This window comes from Ruminiclostridium cellobioparum DSM 1351 = ATCC 15832 (assembly GCF_000621505.1).
GTDB classification, from domain to species: domain Bacteria; phylum Bacillota; class Clostridia; order Acetivibrionales; family DSM-1351; genus Ruminiclostridium; species Ruminiclostridium cellobioparum.
The window spans coordinates 12,501-31,628 of sequence record NZ_KK211297.1 but is presented as its reverse complement, the minus strand read 5'-3'; the positions used below and the strand labels follow the sequence as shown (position 1 = coordinate 31,628).

General features: G+C 40.9%; 9 protein-coding genes. 8 read left to right on the top strand and 1 reads right to left on the bottom strand.

The features are described 5' to 3' along the window. The first annotated feature begins 101 nt into the window (after window positions 1-101). On the top strand, window positions 102-6,965 hold the full coding sequence (locus tag T344_RS29435; RefSeq protein ID WP_034863360.1) for a polysaccharide lyase family 8 super-sandwich domain-containing protein: 6,864 nt from the start codon (window positions 102-104) through the stop codon (window positions 6,963-6,965). Between the two features lie 477 nt (window positions 6,966-7,442). Beyond that, window positions 7,443-8,951 carry a methyl-accepting chemotaxis protein gene (locus T344_RS29430; protein WP_051572324.1) on the top strand — a complete coding sequence of 503 codons (1,509 nt, stop codon included), beginning with the start codon at window positions 7,443-7,445 and terminating at the stop codon, window positions 8,949-8,951. Between the two features lie 10 nt (window positions 8,952-8,961). On the opposite strand, the gene T344_RS0126715 is transcribed toward T344_RS29430, so the two are convergent. Further along, window positions 8,962-10,476 (bottom strand): PucR family transcriptional regulator, encoded by a 1,515-nt coding sequence (locus T344_RS0126715; protein ID WP_027631249.1) that lies wholly within the window; start codon window positions 10,474-10,476, stop codon window positions 8,962-8,964. A gap of 175 nt (window positions 10,477-10,651) precedes the next feature. Between T344_RS0126715 and T344_RS0126710 the strand changes: the two genes are divergently transcribed. From T344_RS0126710 to T344_RS0126685, 6 genes are all read left to right on the top strand, one after another. Beyond that, a complete protein-coding gene (locus tag T344_RS0126710) occupies window positions 10,652-13,465 on the top strand; it encodes an FAD-dependent oxidoreductase (protein WP_027631248.1) in 2,814 nt (937 codons plus the stop codon). Between the two features lie 56 nt (window positions 13,466-13,521). Further along, a complete protein-coding gene (locus tag T344_RS0126705; RefSeq protein WP_027631247.1) occupies window positions 13,522-14,301 on the top strand; it encodes an SDR family NAD(P)-dependent oxidoreductase in 780 nt (259 codons plus the stop codon). A gap of 261 nt (window positions 14,302-14,562) precedes the next feature. Continuing rightward, a complete protein-coding gene (locus T344_RS0126700; protein ID WP_027631246.1) occupies window positions 14,563-15,327 on the top strand; it encodes a GNAT family N-acetyltransferase in 765 nt (254 codons plus the stop codon). Between the two features lie 9 nt (window positions 15,328-15,336). Next, window positions 15,337-16,731: a phenylacetate--CoA ligase family protein gene (locus T344_RS0126695; RefSeq protein WP_027631245.1), complete on the top strand. Its 1,395-nt coding sequence runs from the start codon at window positions 15,337-15,339 to the stop codon at window positions 16,729-16,731. Next, window positions 16,724-17,767, top strand: a complete 1,044-nt coding sequence (locus T344_RS0126690) for a Gfo/Idh/MocA family protein (protein WP_027631244.1) — start codon at window positions 16,724-16,726, stop codon at window positions 17,765-17,767. Before T344_RS0126695 ends, T344_RS0126690 begins: the two co-directional genes overlap by 8 nt. Then, window positions 17,748-19,127 carry a M20/M25/M40 family metallo-hydrolase gene (locus T344_RS0126685; protein WP_162178059.1) on the top strand — a complete coding sequence of 460 codons (1,380 nt, stop codon included), beginning with the start codon at window positions 17,748-17,750 and terminating at the stop codon, window positions 19,125-19,127. The genes T344_RS0126690 and T344_RS0126685 overlap by 20 nt, the downstream gene beginning before the upstream one ends. Window position 19,128 lies beyond the last annotated feature (1 nt).

The following is a 19,128-nucleotide window of genomic DNA, read 5'->3' as shown; positions in this document are numbered from 1 at the left end:
AAATCTGTACATCTAAAGCAGTAGTCTGTACCATCCCATCAAACATTGCAAAAATGTAAACTAATTTTTTCACTTGAAAATATTTTATGAAAGGAGTAGTTATGAAACTAAAACGGACGTTGAGTTTTATTTTAGCTCTTGTAATGATGCTGACCATGGTTCTGAGCAATATGATTGTTTTTGCACAAGGGGAAACAGCCGATGATTTTGATAAACTGCGGGAAAAATGGCAGTATATAGCCATGGGTGGAGATTATGATCCTAAGGACCCGGATATGCAGGAGCTGCTTCACGCTATAAATAATGTAGCACAGGATCTCCTTGACAGGATCAATCCCAGTCCTACACCGGGTTGGGGGGCAAATGATTACCTTTGGAAAGAATATATACTTGGTAATCGCGGTTCTGCATACAGTGATTCGAATAATACCCAGTTTTCTATCCGAAGTCTTAAGTTTATGGCTTTAGCTTTTCAGACCAAAGGCTGTGAACTTTATCAGAATGAAAAGTTGAAAGTTGAGATACTCCGTGGACTTGATTATATTTATAAAAATCATTATAAAGTAGGAGTAGATACTAATGCTTATGGGAATTGGTTTACCTGGGAGATAGGCGGACCCATTTATCTTCTTGAGACAATTCTGCTTATGTATGATTATCTGCCGGCAGACCAGATTCAGGCTTATGCAGCAACGGCTCTTAAGGCTACGACTAAAACAGGAGGAGATTCTTATATGTATGTGGGTGCAAATGCTCTGTGGAGAGACCGTGTCCGTATGTATTCGGCTATTCTTCTTAAAGACAGTGCAACTCTTACATATGTAAAAAATGATGTTCCCTCCTACATGGGATATGTTAAAAGCGGTGACGGCTATTATGAGGACGGCACATTCATGCAGCATGGAAATGTTGTTTATAATGGCGGCTATGGCAAGGAAGCATTTTCGGATATCAGCCATTTCATTTATATGCTTGATAATTCTCCATGGGAAATTACCGGTCCCGAAAGAGATAATATGAGTACCATTGTGGAAAAAAGCTATATACCTTTTATGTATAATGGTGTATTCATGGATATGGTAAGGGGACGTGAAATCACCCGTACGGACACTACCGATGCCTATGCAGGCATTACCATCAGCCTTGATGTGCTGCTGTTCTCAGAATCGGTATCTGAGAATGAGGGGAAGAGACTTAAGGGAATGATAAAGGAATGGATGAATAATGAAAATGCAATACACACTTTGAATGAAGGTGCCGGTGTTGCATGGTATATGTTCCCCGTATATAATCTCTCCAAAACACTGGAGATCCTTAAGGATGATTCAATCAAACCGGTTTCGAATGCAGGAAAAAGCTATACCTTTGGAAAAGGTGTAAGAACGGTTCATACTACAGATAAGTTCACTTTTGGGCTTTCCATGTACAGCAGGGATATCACAACCTATGAGGTGGGTGACAGTAATACGAAGGGCTGGTACACAGGTCTTGGTGAGACTTATATTTACACGCGTGATGTCGGACAGTTCACCTATCAAAAACCAACGCTTAACTGGTATCGCCTTCCCGGCGTAACTGCCGTTAACGGTACCACTGTGGGCAGCCATACAAATTCAAACGCCTTTGCGGGAAGCACAACTCTTAACGGTACTTACAGCACTGCCGGTCTGGAAATTTCATCCGGCAGCACAAAAGTGAGTGCAAAAAAATCGTGGTTCATGTTTGATGACGAGGTTGTGGCTTTAGGCACAGACATTACTTCCGCACAGGATAAAAATGTGGAAACGACCATTGACAACCATTATATCACTGGTGATAACGCTCTGATCGTCAATGGGGAAAGACAGCCCGACGTACTTGGGTGGAATGGCAAAATCGATAATGCCAGGTGGGCATTGATAGAAGGAAATGTCAAAGGCTCCAATATTGGTGTTTATTTTCCGAAGGAGACCAGAATCGGCGCAGTCCGTGAAACCCGTACGGGAAAGTGGACCGACCTGGGTTCTTATAATGTTGATGACAGTGTTCAATCAGCCAATTACCTTACGATGTGGATTGATCATGGTTCAAAGCCGGTAAATGACAGCTATGCATATGTTCTGTTGCCCGGAAAGACCGAAGCGCAGGTTGAAAACTATGCAAGTTCCAGTGATACCGAAATAATTCGTCAGGATAATGATGTACATGCCGTATATGAAAAAACCCTCCATACCCTTGGCGCTAATTTCTGGAAAGATGGTGATCAATCCATCGATGCAATGGGTGTACAAGATTATCTTTCAGTTGATAAAGCATCTTCTATTATGATAAAAGAAGATGATAACAAGCTCAACTTTGCTCTGTCAGACACCACAAAGAGGAATTCAGGCCCAATTACCGTGGATATTAACCGGGCAGCTACCTCGATTATTACTGGGGATGACCGTATTAAAGTTATTCAAACTTCTCCTACAATCAGACTTCAGATAGATGTCAATAATTCTGTCGGAAATCCGATCGAAGCTGAGTTTTCTTTTAAAAAGCTTGAGGTGCCGGGAGAAACGGCAATTTCCAATATGTCATTAAGTGATGATACATTAAGCCTTGAATTTGCAAAAGCATTGCGGGCAACAGGGTATAAGCTGGTTTACGGTACCGAAGGCGGAAAGTATACCGAATCACTTGTTACCTCTGAAACAACTGCGCAAATCAAAGGATTAAATTCAAATACAACATATTATTTTGCAGTTAAAGCTATTAATGATTCAGGTGAAGGCGTTCTATCGCAAGAAAAATCTTTTGCAATCGGAAATACACGCACCTTGAACGATGAGTTTGAAAACTTCTCTAAGACAGTCAGTTATTCCGGAGGATGGGCATTCGACTCTTCAAATGCAGATACTTATTATAATGGAGATACCACCAGACTTAAGAGAAATGATGCTGATAAAACCAACCCAAGGAGAGAGGAATATTTAACCTATTATGTTCCTTCACCTAAAAAAATTGTACTGACTACATATGATTATGGTTTGGCTAATGCAGATGATAATACCATACTTAATTTCTATGGTTCAGCAGATAACAAGAACTGGGTTCTCATTCCTGCAGAAAAAAACGGAACTGTAACTAAAGATAAGTGGAGTAAGGTTGTATATACCAATTCAGCGGAATTGGATAGTTCCATAAAGTTTATTAAGATTGCCGTCTCGAATAATACCAAGATTTGGGCGCCTCAGCTTTCAAATCTGGTTATAGATTACGCATGGACTTCTGACCGTAACGTAATGGATACCATGCTGGATGATTCCAGAGCATATGAGGTAAAAGGCGGTGCCGCCTATATAACGGGAGATGGGGTTAAATTCGGGGGCGATAAGGATATTCTGATAAAAAGCGGCTCTGAAAATGCAACTATGCTTTATAGTTATACCAATATACAAAATGCAAAGCTAACTGCTTTTATTTCCAAAGTAAATGGCGGTGCTGTTTCGATTGAATCTTCCAAAGATGGGGAAAGCTTTACACCTGTTACTCCCGTAGAGACTTCCGATGGTGATTCCGGAGACTACGATAAAGTGGTTTACAGCATTCCTTCTTTAGAGGAGGGGACGGACTATCTGCTGATTACAATAAGCGGTGGAGCTGATTCGATTGCTATTTCTGATCTCAGCTTGTCATATGTCCATGAAATTGCACCCATTAATAAGATCCGGTTTAAGGACAAGCAGTTTGAAGCGGTTATGAACTATAATTTGGCCCCAACCGTCAAACTGGCACCAATGAATGCAACCGGTGAAATATACTATACCATTTCAAATAAGGATATTGCCACAGTGAATCCTTTAACAGGGGAATTGCAGGCTCAGGACATAGGAACAGCGGATCTTACAGCTAAGGTTCTTGGAACGGAGGAAGATGTAAGTGCAAATATTAAAGTCCGTACTTCACAAAATATTGCACTTAACTCAAATACTACGGCAAGTACTGTAAAGAGTGGTTACCCTGTTAGTAACGCAACTGATGGTAATTATCTTTCGCGTTGGGAATCCAATGTAGGTCCTGCTCAATGGCTGCAGGTCGATTTAGGATTTCCGAAAGAGTTTGAAGCAATTGAGCTTAACTGGCAGCAATATGCGACTAATTATGTGATTCAGGGCTCTTTGAATGGAACCGATTGGGTAGATCTTTATACTGAAACAAACGGTAAAGGAGGCAATGTATGGACTGAATTTGATGGGGTAAAAGAATACCGGTATGTTAGATTGATAGGTACGCAAGCATCTGCTGCCTATTCACTTTATGAGTTCCGCGTCATCTCATTTAAACCGCAAAGCATTGTACTTCAAAATCTTGCAATTGGAAAGACAGCGACAACAAGTGGCAATGATTCCTCTAATAGTGATCCTAAAGCTGCCATAGACGGAGATACATCAACGCGCTGGGCGTCTGCGAGAACCGATGATCAGTGGTATAGCATCGACTTAGGTGTTCCCTGCAATATTTATCAGATCAATTTAAATTGGGAAGCAGCTTACGGTAAAGAGTACAACATTCAGGTATACAATGACAGTAATACGGTTACTAATGTAGTATCAGAAACAAACGGCTCTGCCGGATGGAAAAAGTATTCCATTGATCAGCCGGTACAGGGAAGATACGTTCGTATGCAAGGCATTAAGAGAGGTACCACGTATGGATATTCCTTATATGAATTTGAAGTATATGGAACTTTGGAACAAACAACTGTTAGTGCAATTTCGTTTGCTTCCGATAAACTTACTGTTTTACGAAACCATAAGAAAACGGCTGCTGTTATTACAGATCCGCCTTATATAAATGAGGGAAGTATTTCATTTGTCAGCTCAAATCCTGAAATAGCAATGGTTTCAAATAAAGGCGTTGTTACCGGTGTTACAACAGGATCAGCAATAATTACGGCTTTTGCTGCAGCTGATAATAATGTTAATGCCAGCTGTGAGGTAACGGTAACAGATTATAATGGTGCCCCAATACCTGTTTCCAGTCTTGAGGTACAAGGTGGTGCAGCCATTATGGAGAAAGGTACAACTGCACAGTTTGATGCTTCAATTACTCCCGATGATGCAACAATAAAGAACATTCACTGGACTTCCAGTGATGAAAGTGTACTACTGGTAACTAATGGAGGTTTAATAAGGGCAATTGGAGTAGGAACCGCTATTGTAAGAGCTGTCAGTGTTGCTAATCCGGATTTTGTGTTCGAACAGGAAATAAGAGTTATTGATGCGGAAGTTGAAACAGTAAAGGCATTGATTAATGCAATCGGCACGGTTACCTTGAATAGCAAGGGAGATATTGATGCCGCAAGGGATGCTTATAATAAACTGAATGATGATCAGAAGGCATTGGTGGATAACTATGAAGTGCTGACAGCCGCAGAAACGCAGTATGAACAACTGGTGGAAGCAGCAGATAGAGTAAATAGTGTTACAATCAGCACGTTATCCATGTATATGGCTGTTGGAGACAGCGGACAGCTGACAGCTACAGTATCACCTTCCAGTGCAGTAAACAAGAACGTAACCTGGTCAAGCAGCAATTCCAATGTTGCAGCTGTTGACGCCAACGGTATGGTAACTGCCGTGGGTGCAGGAACAGCGGTAATAACCGTAACAACAGAGGACGGCGGTAAGACGGCTACATGTTCTGTAACTGTCAGGAGCGGACAAAGTGATGGCGGAAACAATCCCGGCGGCGGTAATACCGGCGGAAGCAATTCCGGTGGAGGCAGTTCCTCCGGAACAACGGTAACAACACAACCGGCAGCAACACCGCCGGCTACGCCCATAGAAAATACACCGGGTACAATTCAGGCATCTGTACCTGTAGTGAACAGCGCAGGCGTAGCAATAACTACCATTGATGCCGAGGCATTAAACAAAGCTCTAAAAGCAACTGATAAAGTAAAAATCAATGTACCGAAGGCTGAAGGAGCAAGTGCATATGAAACGAACATCCCGGCAGCAGCTGTGATGTCGGAAAATGCATCAAAGAAAATTGAAATAACAACCGAGCTGGGTAAGGTAACAGTACCCGGAAACATGCTCACCCGGTCAGATGCAGCAGGGGCACAGAGTGTAAGTCTCATCACAGCAAAAACAGATACAGGTGTGCTTGACACGGCAGTAAAGTCACAAATAGGCAAGAGACCTGCAGTAGAGCTCAAGGTCAATATAAACGGCAGCAGTATGGCATGGAACAATCCGGAAGCGCCTGTAATCATGGAGATACCATATACACCCACGGCAGCCGAACTTGCCGATCCGGAGCATATAGTCGTGTGGTACATAGATGGGGAAGGAAAGGCATCAGCGGTACCAACGGGCAGGTATGATTCCGAAACCGGCAATGTAACATTTAAAACAACCCACTCCGGCAGCTATGCAGTGGCATATGTCAGGAAGAGCTTTACAGACATTGGTGAATACTCATGGGCAGGCAGGGCAATAGAGGTTATGGCATCCAAGGGTGTTATTAACGGGACCTCTGAAACAACCTTCAATCCTTCTGCCCATATCAGGCGGGCAGACTTCATAGTATTGCTTGTCAAGGCTCTGGGGTTATCTGCAAAAACACAGGACAACTTTGCAGATGTGAGCCCGGGTGCATATTATGCAGAAGCTCTGGCGACAGCTAAGGCTCTTGGAATTACAGCAGGGGTTGGCAACAATAACTTCAATCCAAATGCAAAGATATCCAGGGAGGACATGATGGTCCTTGCGGCAAGAGCAATGGATAAAGCCGGTAAACCGTTGGCAGATGCCTCCGATTCGGAGTTGAAAGGCTATTCTGATTCGGCGCAGATAAGCGGTTACGCATTAAAGGATGTTGCAGCTTTAATTAAAGCAGAAATCATAAAAGGCAGCGGCAATACGATAAATCCGAAGAGAACAGCAACAAGGGCCGAAGCAGCAGTTATTATTTATAACCTGTACAACAGGTAGTTTTAAGCAAATAGAAAAAACCAGGACAAAATTGTCATTTTTGTCCTGGTTTTTTCTGTTTCAGATTTTATTAAAAAGTTCTCGAAGCAAACGAAAAATAAATACATCATCGCCCTCGCGGTCAATAGCGGCACGGTTTCGGGAACTCTATTATCCATAATCCTTACATCAAAATGGAGGAATAAATGAAAAAGTGAGCCTGCAGCAAGCGAAACTGAAATGGTACCCGCCGCCTGTTGAGGCCAGGGTGTTCTAAAGGACGCCCTGGACATCTAAATCCTCGTTATTTGTGACGCACAAAAAAAAATAAATTTTTTATGTACCGTATACATTGCTAGTTATTACAATAATGTATATTCTATAACTATTATGGAAGCTTTATGCAAATATACATATTATATCATAATGAAGCTGTTGCTTTCAGCCGATAACAATTTAGTGTGATATATGATAAAAGCATTTTTTAAGGAGAGGATTATGGATACAAAAGAAACGGTGATAAATGAGAGAAAGTATAATGAAAAATCTGCCAGAAACAAGGTGATCAACTGGTTTATGGCATTGGGAACAACAATGCTTTATACCTTGTATATGGGTGTTGTTGCTTTTGATCTTATAAAAGGCAGTATAAATTTTGCTGTGGGAACTGTTGTTATAGCTTCAAGTTGTCTGGCGGTTATTATTAATTGGTCGGTATATATCAAAAAACCAACAAGTGACATACTTGGCTGGGGAGGCATTACAAGCTATATGGTAGTGTATGGCATATTCCTGTTATTCTACGGAACAACTTTCGTAAAAGTAAGTGCAATACCTGTCCTGTGTGCTGCCATATTGTTTTTTGATAACCGGCTCTCCAGGATTTTTTGCATAGTGTGCGGAATTATAAATATTGTTTATGTGGCCCAATTAGTTGTTATATATAAAAATTATTCGTCCCAGAATTATCTTGAGTTAGTCATTATACTATTAACTTTACATACCATATATAAATGCTCCGACATTGGAGGGAGATTTTCTCACGATTCCATACATGCTATTAAAGACCAGCAGGCTTTGCAGGAAGAAATGCTGGAGGATATTCTTAAAATTGCAAAAATTGTTCAAAACAAGACATCGGAAAGCAGCGAATTGGTGCATGAACTGGGTAAATCCGCGGGAACCATTAATACGGCCATTAATGAAATTTCATCAACAGCACAGGATAATGCATATAATATTCAAGAACAAAACATGATGACCCAATCCATTCAACAGTCAATCAATAAGACGGTGGAACGCTCCGAACAGGTGGTGGATATTGCCAGAAGCTCCTCTGACTCTGTAAAAGACGGATTGGATATTATGAATCAATTGGAAGAGCAATCGGTCACAATCATAAATGCAAATTCCCTGGTTGTAAACTCAATGGAACGATTGCAGGAAAAAACAAATGAGGTCCGCGATATTGCGGATATAATCTTTAACATCTCAAGCCAGACAAATTTATTGGCACTGAACGCTTCCATAGAAAGTGCAAGGGCGGGGGAAGCCGGTAAGGGATTTGCAGTAGTAGCGGATGAAATAAGAAAATTGTCGGAGCAGACAAGACAGTCTACCGAAAATATAGCAAGGATAATTGGTGAATTGAACCAAAATGCAAGAACAGTCTCGGATAATGTAAAAGAATCCATTCAGTCAACAGAGGTACAGGGAAGCCTGATCACAAGTGTTTCTGCCAATTTTGAGAAAATTAATGAAAATGTCGGTATCCTAACAGATCACATTTCGGAAATTGATCGTATGTTAACGGATTTAGCAGGGTCAAACAATCGCATAGTAGACAACATAGGCCATTTGTCAGCTTCCACCGAACAAATAATGGCCAGTTCGGAAGAAACCTCGGCAATGAGTGAGAAAAATTATGAAAAGGCTCAGACAACGAAAGACTTTCTCAATGAGGTAATTAATACAGCAAAACGGTTTGATAAATATTTGAGCAATTAGAATAGCCAGGTTATTCCCATTCAGTGAAAGTATTTAACCCGTTGTAACGGTCAATAAGAAAAGACAGCCTCAGCAGAAAAAGCGTATTTGTATCGGCAAAGTCGAGATGGCATAATTCAACGATCCTATTTAAGCGGTATGCCAAAGAATTGCGATGTATAAAAAGTGACTCGGCAGTTAGCTTGATGCTGCAGGAATTTTCAATAAAGACGCAAAGGGTTTTATACAATTCCGAGTTGTTTTCCTGGTCATTTTGCCTGAGAACAGTCAGCGCAGGATGACAAAACCGGCCAAGAGCTTCAGGGTGCTTTGTTTCGGAAAACAGGTCAAAAATCTGATAATTGCAATAATGGCAGACCAGCTGTCCGGAATTCAATTTTTGTCCCAGTTCCAGTGCTGAATGTGCCTGCATGTAATAGCTTGAAAAATATTCAATATTTCTGAAGGGATTGCTGATTCCTATCCTGAGATGCCAGGATTTACTTAAGTCTTCCAGGCCGGTAACTTTTTGGGGATCGTCGTTGCAGGGAATGACCGCTGCTATTCCTTTATCAATATATGTCATGTGAGTTCCGGGTATACTTTCTGTCAGAAGTTTGCTTATGGTATCTTTTAGATAGGAGGAGCCCAAATATCTTGTTGAACGAATGAATAATACAAGCATTTCGGCCGGAAAAGACAGTTCTTTCAGCCGGGGGGATATTTCCTTTGAAGGAGCTCCGATCAGCATATCAAACAATACCTCATGATAAGGACTTTTATTCTCGAATAAATTTGGCAGATAAAATGCGATGGCATAGCTGATAACATGGCTGATAACGCTAAGCATATCGGAATGAAAAGGCGAAATCTGTTTTTCACCTTCCAGCATTAGTATAAAACCAACCTGGGTCTGATTATGAAATACTTTACTGCTAAGTTTACGGTATGGTGACAGTGAACATGTAACGTCGATACTTGCAGTAGTTAAGGAAGCATTTTTAACCGGTTTGAGTTCTCTGACCCCGTTAATGAATTCATAGGAGCAGTATCCATGCTTTGCATTATCCAGCCATACCGAATCGGTAACGGGGTAGGTTGCTGAACTTGCAATGATTTTAAAATTGCGGTCACAAAAAATCAGAGCATTTTCCAGACGTATTGAAGCAGCGTCAATGACTGCTTCAATACTGCGGGTTTTCTCGGCGACAGCGGTGAGTTCTTCAAAAATTCCCCTTCCGGAATTTGCCTTTATAAGCATTTTTGCATCATTGAAGACACCGATGAGATCTTCTTCCGGAACTAATGCCATATTTTTACCCTTTTCCATCAGGGACTCATTTATTTTTGAAAGAATACAGTTATGGGGGAGGGAGTGTAGATTTTCCAATTGTTTATCATAACCAAAATATAGAGTTTCAATTTGTCCGGGCTGATGCCTGCAATCGATAAAGGACACATCCTGCAGATCGGTTGTATCCTTGCAGGATAGGAGTTCAATGTTGTGCTCTATTGAAAGTTTCTCAATCAGTGTATCAAATGTCATTTTGTCTCCCCTGTAATAAAGTCAATGAATAATTAACATATATATTTAATATAGTGCATCCTAAACAAAAAGTCAAAAATTTATCATTTATGGTAGACATTGAAAAAATAACGGCAATTCTGTATTTTTAAGATGTGATAGTGTCTAAATTCAGTATTGTGTCAGGAGGTATAAAATGTATAGCCAGATATTTAAGACTGGAGAAATTGGGAAACTGAGAATTAAAAACCGTTTGGTTATGTCACCAATGGGTTGTGGACTTGCCAATCTGGATGGAACCCCTTCGGAAGATATGATCGCATATTATGAAGCCAGGGCTGTTGGCGGGGCAGGACTTATTATTCCGGAAATCACCCGCATAAATGATGTAAATGGAGCAGGGCTTTTAAGGCAGTTATCGGTGACAAAGGATAAACATATAAAGCCGTTATCTGAGCTTGCAGCAGCAATTCACAAGCATGGAACGGGAATATTTATTCAGCTGCACCATCCTGGCCGTGAGACAGTCTCTGCGCTGTTGGGAGGCCAGCCTGTAGTTGGACCGTCGGCAATTCCATGTAAATTGTTAAAACAGGAAACCAGAGAATTACAGACTGAGGAAGTAAAACAGCTGATAGAACAATTTGTTGCAGGGGCAGTCAGGGTTCAGAAAGCAGGCTGTGACGGAGTAGAATTACATGCCGCTCACGGATACCTCCTGCAAGAGTTTTTATCTCCGTATACCAACAAGCGTAATGATGAATACGGCGGAAATTTCCAAAACAGGCTTCGGATGATTACTGAAATAATTGATGGCATAAAAAAAGCCTGTGGACCGGATTTTCCTGTGGGCGTTCGGTTAAGCGTCGAAGAATTTCTGGATAAAACAGGTGTTACGGAAGACTATATTCATATTACAGATGGTGTTTTAATAGCAAAAGCCTTGGAGAAAAAAGGCATTGATTTTATTGACGTAAGCTGTGGCTTATATGAGACAGGTATGACATGCGTAGAACCCATTTCCTTCCCTCAGGGCTGGAGAAAAGACATGATACGGGCAATCAAAAATAATGTCAATATTCCGGTAATTGGTGTATCCGTAATCCGGGAACCGAAGATTGCAGATGAAATGATAAATGACGGTATTTTGGATTTCGTATCCATGGGAAGAAGTTTCATTGCAGATCCGGAATGGGTAAACAAGGCCAGAGAAGGACGTGAAAAAGAAATCCGGAAATGCATATCCTGTCTGCGCTGTTTTGAAAGCTTAAATGCAAACAGTGCCGCCGGGGTTCCGCCAATCTGTTCTCTGAATCCGGTTTTTGCCAGGGAGAAACAATATGGAAATCCGGCTTACGATACAAAATCCCATAATGTAGTGGTAATTGGCGGCGGACCGGCAGGGATGAGTGCTGCATTGACCCTTGCAGACCGCGGCATGAAAGTAACCCTGCTGGACCGTCAAAAAGAACTCGGAGGAACTCTGAATATTGCAAAAAAACCTCCGTTAAAGGAGCGCATGCAGTGGGTTACAGACTTTTACAAGGATGAATTTGAACGGCTTGGAGTGAAGGTAGTTTTAAATACCGAAGCCACAAAGGATACCATTTTATCCTGCCGGCCGGATGCCGTTATTTTGGCAGCAGGCTCAGTCCCCGTCATTCCGAAGCAGATTAAAGGAATAGATGGAAATAACGTATATACGGTGGAGGAAGTGTTATCGGGAAAAGCGGATTTGAAGGGGAAGAGGGTTACCGTAATTGGTGCCGGTTTAACCGGGCTTGAGACAGCCGAATTTTTAGCTGCAAACGATAATAAGGTAATAATCGTAGATATGCTGACAAGACCGGCCCCAAATGCGAACCATACCAATGTTGCAGACGTATGCGGGCGGTTGGGGAAATATGGAGTGAATTATCTGCTTGGCCAGTCTTTAAAAGAAATAAATGAAGAAGCAGTCTTGATTGAGGATATGGAAACTAAACAGCAGAAGGAAGTAAAAACCGATGCCATAGTATTATCTCTCGGATTTAAACCCGATCAATCTTTACTGAGTGAATTGGAGGCTGCAAATATACCGGTCAAGGTCACCGGAAGTGCGCAAAAGGACGGAATGATAGCTGAAGCTGTACATTCGGGATTCCAGGCAGGCAGAGACCTTTTCCGGGACAAACCGAAGAACATCAGCTTCAAGGTTTCCAAAACAGATGTTTCGAATTTTGGAAAGATATCCTTAATGGACAATCAGGAGGGAGTGTATGTTGCCTATTTAACAGATCCGCGGGCAATTGCCGAAATTCTGCCTCCGCCTTTGAAGCCATTTTCCTTACCGGTTGTGACAATATCTGTTTGTCACGTCAATAACCCTACCTTTGCAGACGATTATTATGAAGCCATACTGGGTGTATATGCAACCTATGGAAAAACATTGGGACTTTATACGATGGGATTGGTTTTAGGGGGACCCGGCGCTGAAATGGCCGTACAATGCGGCAGGGATAATGGAAGTATACCCAAGAAAATGGGGGCGGAATTTGTTATCAGAAAAAATGGGGACAGTGTCACAGCCTCGGTAACCAGGAGAGGAACGCAGCTTGTGGATGTTTCCATGAAATTAGGTGAATACAACAGCCCTTTGACCGGGGCCCTTTATCAATTTCCGGGTGCGGGTAAAAAGTCCTTTGGCGGCGGCTTTTATTTTCATTTTGACAGAATACCCGATGAAAACGGAGAGTCACATTTTGTAAACGGCGCATTGCTTATGAACCAATGCGAATATAATTATACCTCCTGGGAACCGGCTGCTGTCTCCATGAAACTTAAATCCAGCATCGATGATCCCTGGGCCGAACTGCCCATACATACCATAATCGGTGGTGCATATTCCAGGAACAGTTTGTTGGTTCATAAATTAAATCTGGCAGAAAAATTAGAGGCAGATGAAGTTATCCCTTATTTATTAACCGGAAGATATGACAGGACAGCGTTTATGGAAACCGGACGCATTTAATGCAATTGTTATAACGAAGATTATAAATTTATTAAGGAAGAGAGAGGAAGATGAATATGGCAAATATGTTTAATTTAACAGGAAAAGTAGCTGTTGTGACAGGCGGAAGTTCAGGATTGGGAGCTGATGCAGCCCTTGCATATGCAAATGCCGGAGCGGATGTGGCTATCCTGGCAAGAAGGGTTGAAAAATTAAATGCTGTAAAGGCAGAGATCGAAAAAGCGACAGGAAGAAAAGTTCTTGCAGTCAGATGTGATGTGACAAAAGAAGAGAGTGTTAAATCTGCCATAGAGACAGTTCTCGGAGAGTTCGGACATATTGATATCCTTTTGAATAATGCAGGAATTGCAGTACGCGGAGGCGTTGATTCCATGTCCGTTGAAGAATGGGACAGATCCTTTGACACAAATGTAAAAGGTATATTTCTGGTAAGTAAATATGTTGTACCGCAAATGAAGGAAAGGGGATACGGGAAAATCGTAAATATTGCTTCTGTAAATGCCATTGTCGCAGATAAGGTTGATGTATTTATCAGACATTCGTATAACTCTTCAAAATCAGCAGTTCTGGGTCTGACAAAGGGAATGGCGGCTTCCTATGCGCGGTATGGAATCACGGTTAATGCCATTGGACCTGCGTTGTTTGAAAGTGAAATGACCAGCAGTACTCTATTTAAATCAGAAGATTTCCTGAATAAATATAATGCCTTGAATCCGGCAGGCCGCCCCGGAAACAAGGGTGAACTGAATGGCACCGTATTGTATTTGTCAAGTGATGCTTCCAGCTATGTGCAAGGTCAATTTATTGTGGTAGACGGCGGAGGCTCCATTGTTTAATTAATGCAGTAATGTGGAAATTCCGGCAAAACTGAAAACAGGCTGTTCTATAAAAAAACCTTTGATCTCCCTCTGGAGAGCAAAGGTTTTTTAGATTTTGAACGACAAAATTGTGTTTTTTTTAACATTTTACTTTACGTTATAAAGCAGTTCTGGTATAATATGTAAAAACATAAATTGGCAAAAAAATACAGAAAGCCCTATGGCTTTTACAGACTTCTCAGGTCATAAAAGGAAAACAGGATAAGGCAGATAAAAATTATGTATAAGATACTGAAGGATACTGAATACCTGGAAAAGTACTTGCCGTATTCCCTGCCGGTGTTAGGCAGGCAGCTGTCCGGCGATTACATACGAGCTATTATCTTTGATAATGAAGGTGTTGCAGTGCTGTGCCCATATGATGAACTGATTTTATTTTTGCACAATATTGATAATATTTGTAGAATCCTGGAAAGGATCAACAATGAATTCAAGGAAGTAAGAATTATTTTATATACTGACCAGGAAGTGGATATAAAGGTATTCAAGGAGAAATATGAGGCAGTTGAAGAAAATTTTTTGATCAATAAGCTGAAAGATACAAATAATTATGAATTTCTATCCAATACAGGACGATTTGCCGGGGATAATGACATTGACGATCTGGTAAGGCTGGAGAAAAACTATATCGATGAGGAAATCGGCTGGAGAAAAGAAGAAAGGAAAAAAGACTTACATATTGAGTACAGGGAAAAAGTCAAAAGAAACCAGGTGTTTATTAATGGTGAGCCGGTAAAATGTAAAATTGAAATTAAATATCAATACAAGCAATATATGGAGATTGGAAAAATATATACCGATGCTTCCCAACGGCAAAAGGGGATTGCTGCCAATTGCATGGAGAATTTTTTGAAATGGGCGGCTCTTGAGCAGCTGACAGTTGTTCTTAACACGAGAAAGGATAATACTTATGCAAATAAGTTATATACCACTGCGGGTTTTTCCAAAATCGGCAGCGTATTTTATCTGATTAGGAAGGGGTAGACAAATAATATGATATTCAGATTAAAATTTTTATTTTTCTTCTTAATAAAATATTTTTCATACTACTTACCTTCGTACAGGGATGAATATAAAAAGGAAATTCTCAAGAAGAAGAAATTGTACAGGATACTGTGCTATGCCAGGGATAACTCTGCTTTTTATCGTAGGGAACTTGAAGGATTGGATTTAAAAAAGATCCCTTTGGAGGAACTGCCGGTAGTTGACAAAAATATATTGGTTTATAGCCTCGAGGATGTTTTGACCGTGGATTTGGGGATAAGTGATATAGAAGATTATTTAAGTACGGGGTTTTCCCTGTCCAGGAATTACAAAAATAAGTTTTTGATTTTTCATACGTCGGGATCATCAGGGAGTTCTGTTAATGTGGTCTGGGGGCCAAGAGAGTTTGCAACGGCTACTGCAATGCTGCTGGTTAAGAACACGGGTTTATTGCAGGGGAGGAATCCCTTTGAACTGATAGCAGGAAAAAAGAGATTTTTATATATTGGAATTATGGATGACTATATAGGCGGAAATTCGTGGGTTTATGCAATGAGGAACCTGGTGAGGCTAAGGCTTATTTCAATCTTTACTCCCATCGATAGGATGGTCAAAGAGGTTGAAGGTTTCAAGCCGGAGTTTATTATGGCAAAACCGCATGTATTAGGGGAAATAGCAGAGCACATATTAAATAAAGCTGTTGATATACAACCGGAAAAATTGATTTTTGTGGGGGAGATGCTGACCGAACGCGACAAGAATAAAATAAAAGCCGGATTTGGCATATTCCCGGTCAACAGTTATTCTACCTGTGAAACAGGACCGGTTGCTTTTGAAGAAGAACCCGAAACATTGACCGTTATGGATGAGGAAATAATATTGGAATTGCTTGATGAAGATAACAGGCCTATTACCGGATATTATCAGTTGGGGCATATAGTAATTACAAATCTCTATAACAGGGTTATGCCCATTATTCGTTATGATATCGGGGATATGGCTTATTATGTGCCCAATAATAAGAACAGCAGTCTGGACCGGATATGTTATATAAGAGGCAGAAATACTTCATATTTTACTTTTGAGGATAAAAAGGACGGGAAGTTCAGAATTTCAGAATATCCTTTTTGGAGCATACATATACCGGGAATTGCACATTATCAAGTAATTCAAGTCAATGGAACCGAAATCAATGTGATACTGGAAATCGAGAAAAAGGTGGAAGACCGTGAGACTGTAAGGCGTTTATTGGAAAAGAAAATTAAAAGAATTTTTCCGAAAGAATTTGCCGAAACCCAGTTGAAAATATCTTATGAATATGTTGAGAAAATACCTGTGACAAAGTCCGGGAAAATCGTAATAACATTACCGTTAAGAGAGAAGGATCTGGAAAAGAATGCATAAAATCAGAGTGGCTGTTGTAGGAACCGGTTTTGGAGCTAAAGTCCATTTGCCGGGATATCTATTGAATGACAAATATGATGTGAGAGGGATATGTGCCCACACGCCAGGCAAAGGTCAGGCTGTGGCAGCGCAATATGGAATATATCCCTATGGCTCTATTGACGAGATAGCCGGGGACGGTGAAATTGACCTGGTCAGCATTGCGGCCATTCCAAGGGAGCATTTCGAGTTTGCTGCAAAGGCAATCCGGGCCGGTAAAGCAGTAATACTGGAAAAACCCATGGCAATGTGTGCAGGGGAAAGTAAAGAACTGCTGGATCTGGCAAAAGAAAATAACAGCAAAGCAGCACTGGTACATGAACATAGATTTGATCCCTCAAAGCAATACTTGAAAAAAATAATTGAAACCGGGGAATACGGTGAAACAAGAAGCATAGAAATCCTAAAACACATGACATATTGGAATACTCCCGACTCTGAAAGATTATATGATTGGTTCGCTGACAGGGAAGCGGGAGGAGGAATGACAGGGGCGCATCTATCCCACCAGCTGGATTTTCTGCACTTTATCGGAAATGGCCCGCTGCAGCGGATTCAAGGATTTGGTTTTACCGAAGTCAGGAATAGGTATGATGTAAAGGCTGGCAAATACAAAAAGCACACCTCTGACGATTCGGTATATGCACTTGCAGTTACAGCCACCGGTATACCGGCTGCAATAAACATTTCAGCATCAAAGTTTATAAAAATTGACCATATAAGAATATTCACCGATAAGGGAGAACTTAGAATCACCGGTCAGGATTCAATTGAATTCTATTCTATAACAGGCCAAAGAGAAGAAATGGTTATTCCGGCAGAGTTTTTGATAAAAAATTATCAGAGTGATTTCAGAATCAACAGCTTTGTTTGTTTGATAGACGCTTTCTATAGCTATTATTATCAGAACGGAGAAAAAAGAATTACCACATTCCGTGACGGGTATGAGATTCAAAGAGAGTTGGAACAAATTAAGTATGAAGAAAGAGAAGTGTGAAATGGAAATATGCAAGAGTACCGTGGAAGAATTATTTGAAGAATTATTTACTGAAGCGAAAGATGCTTTAAAGAAGTACATACAAATCAATACTGTTAATCCACCCGGAAATGTGGATGAAGCTGTGGCGTTTTTGGAAAGCATTTTACAGAAAGAAAATATTGAATATAAAATTTACAGCTGTTCATCCGGCAAAAAGGCAATAGCCGGTTTTATAAGGGGAGAAAAAAAGGATTCCCTTCTATTGCTAAACCATATGGATGTCGTTCCGGCCGATCAGGATAAATGGGAGTTTGATGCATTTTCCGGCGAAGAAAGAAATGGCTGTATCGAAGGACGTGGAGCTCTTGATATGAAGGGCCTGGGAGTTGCACAACTAATGGCGATGATTTTCTATAAGCGTCAGTCGGTTGTGCCCAAAAAAACAGTAGTATTCTTAGCCGTGCCGGATGAAGAAATCGGGGGGAAAGAAGGCGCAAAATATATAGTTGATAATTATTGGGAGGATTTGAACCCTGTGGGTGTTTTGGATGAAGGGGGCTTTGGAACCAGGGACATAAATGAAAAATTCCCTGTGTTTTTCGTGGCATGCGGACAGAAGAAAGGAATATGGCTTCAAATAAAGGCACATGGCAAGGCCGGTCATGCATCGCAGCCAAGTCTGGACAACCCCAATGACATATTGATCAAGGCATTGCACAAGATCATTACACATCCTGAATGTCCTGCCGGCGATAAAATACTGTGGGATACCATTATAAAAGTATCGAAGCTAAGGGGCGGAGCTTATTATCTGATCGCAAAGTTATATAAAATTAAGTTTATTAGAAGCTGTATAGGTAATTATTTACATAAAATTAAGTTCTTTAATGCGATTATCAGAAATACCGAGACCATATCGGTAATCAATTCGGGTATAAAAGTTAATGTAATTCCAGAAGAAGCTGAAGCATTGATAGACTGCCGGATTTTGCCGAAGACTGACTATCACGAGGTTATCCGCCGTCTTGAAAAGCTGGTTGATGATGAACGGATAGAATTTAATGTAATAAAAGAGATGGAGCAATCTGATATTTCCGATTCACAGTCGGCTTTATTCAAAGCTGTCCAAAAGAGTATATGCAGCTATTATAAAAATGCGAAGGTTCTGCCGTATATTACGCCGGTTGGAACGGATGCAAAATATTTTAGGGAGAAGAAAGTGGACAGTTACGGCATATACCCAATCGTGATAAGCCAGGCAGAGCTGGAGTCCTTTCATGGAAACAACGAGAAAGTTCCTGTAAGAGAGTACAAAAAGTGTTGTGAAATATTAATTGACATCATTGATAAATACTGCTGCAGAGAGGGAGAAAATTAAT

Excerpts from the sequence above, each read along its gene's own strand:
- T344_RS0126685 (WP_162178059.1), top strand. The coding sequence starts at position 17,748 with ATGAAGAAAGAGAAGTGTGAAATGGAAATATGCAAGAGTACCGTGGAA.
- T344_RS0126695 (WP_027631245.1), top strand. The coding sequence starts at position 15,337 with ATGATATTCAGATTAAAATTTTTATTTTTCTTCTTAATAAAATATTTT.
- T344_RS0126710 (WP_027631248.1), top strand. The coding sequence starts at position 10,652 with ATGTATAGCCAGATATTTAAGACTGGAGAAATTGGGAAACTGAGAATT.
- T344_RS0126700 (WP_027631246.1), top strand. The coding sequence starts at position 14,563 with ATGTATAAGATACTGAAGGATACTGAATACCTGGAAAAGTACTTGCCG.
- T344_RS29435 (WP_034863360.1), top strand. The coding sequence starts at position 102 with ATGAAACTAAAACGGACGTTGAGTTTTATTTTAGCTCTTGTAATGATG.
- T344_RS0126705 (WP_027631247.1), top strand. The coding sequence starts at position 13,522 with ATGGCAAATATGTTTAATTTAACAGGAAAAGTAGCTGTTGTGACAGGC.
- T344_RS0126690 (WP_027631244.1), top strand. The coding sequence starts at position 16,724 with ATGCATAAAATCAGAGTGGCTGTTGTAGGAACCGGTTTTGGAGCTAAA.
- T344_RS0126715 (WP_027631249.1), bottom strand. The coding sequence starts at position 10,476 with ATGACATTTGATACACTGATTGAGAAACTTTCAATAGAGCACAACATT.
- T344_RS29430 (WP_051572324.1), top strand. The coding sequence starts at position 7,443 with ATGGATACAAAAGAAACGGTGATAAATGAGAGAAAGTATAATGAAAAA.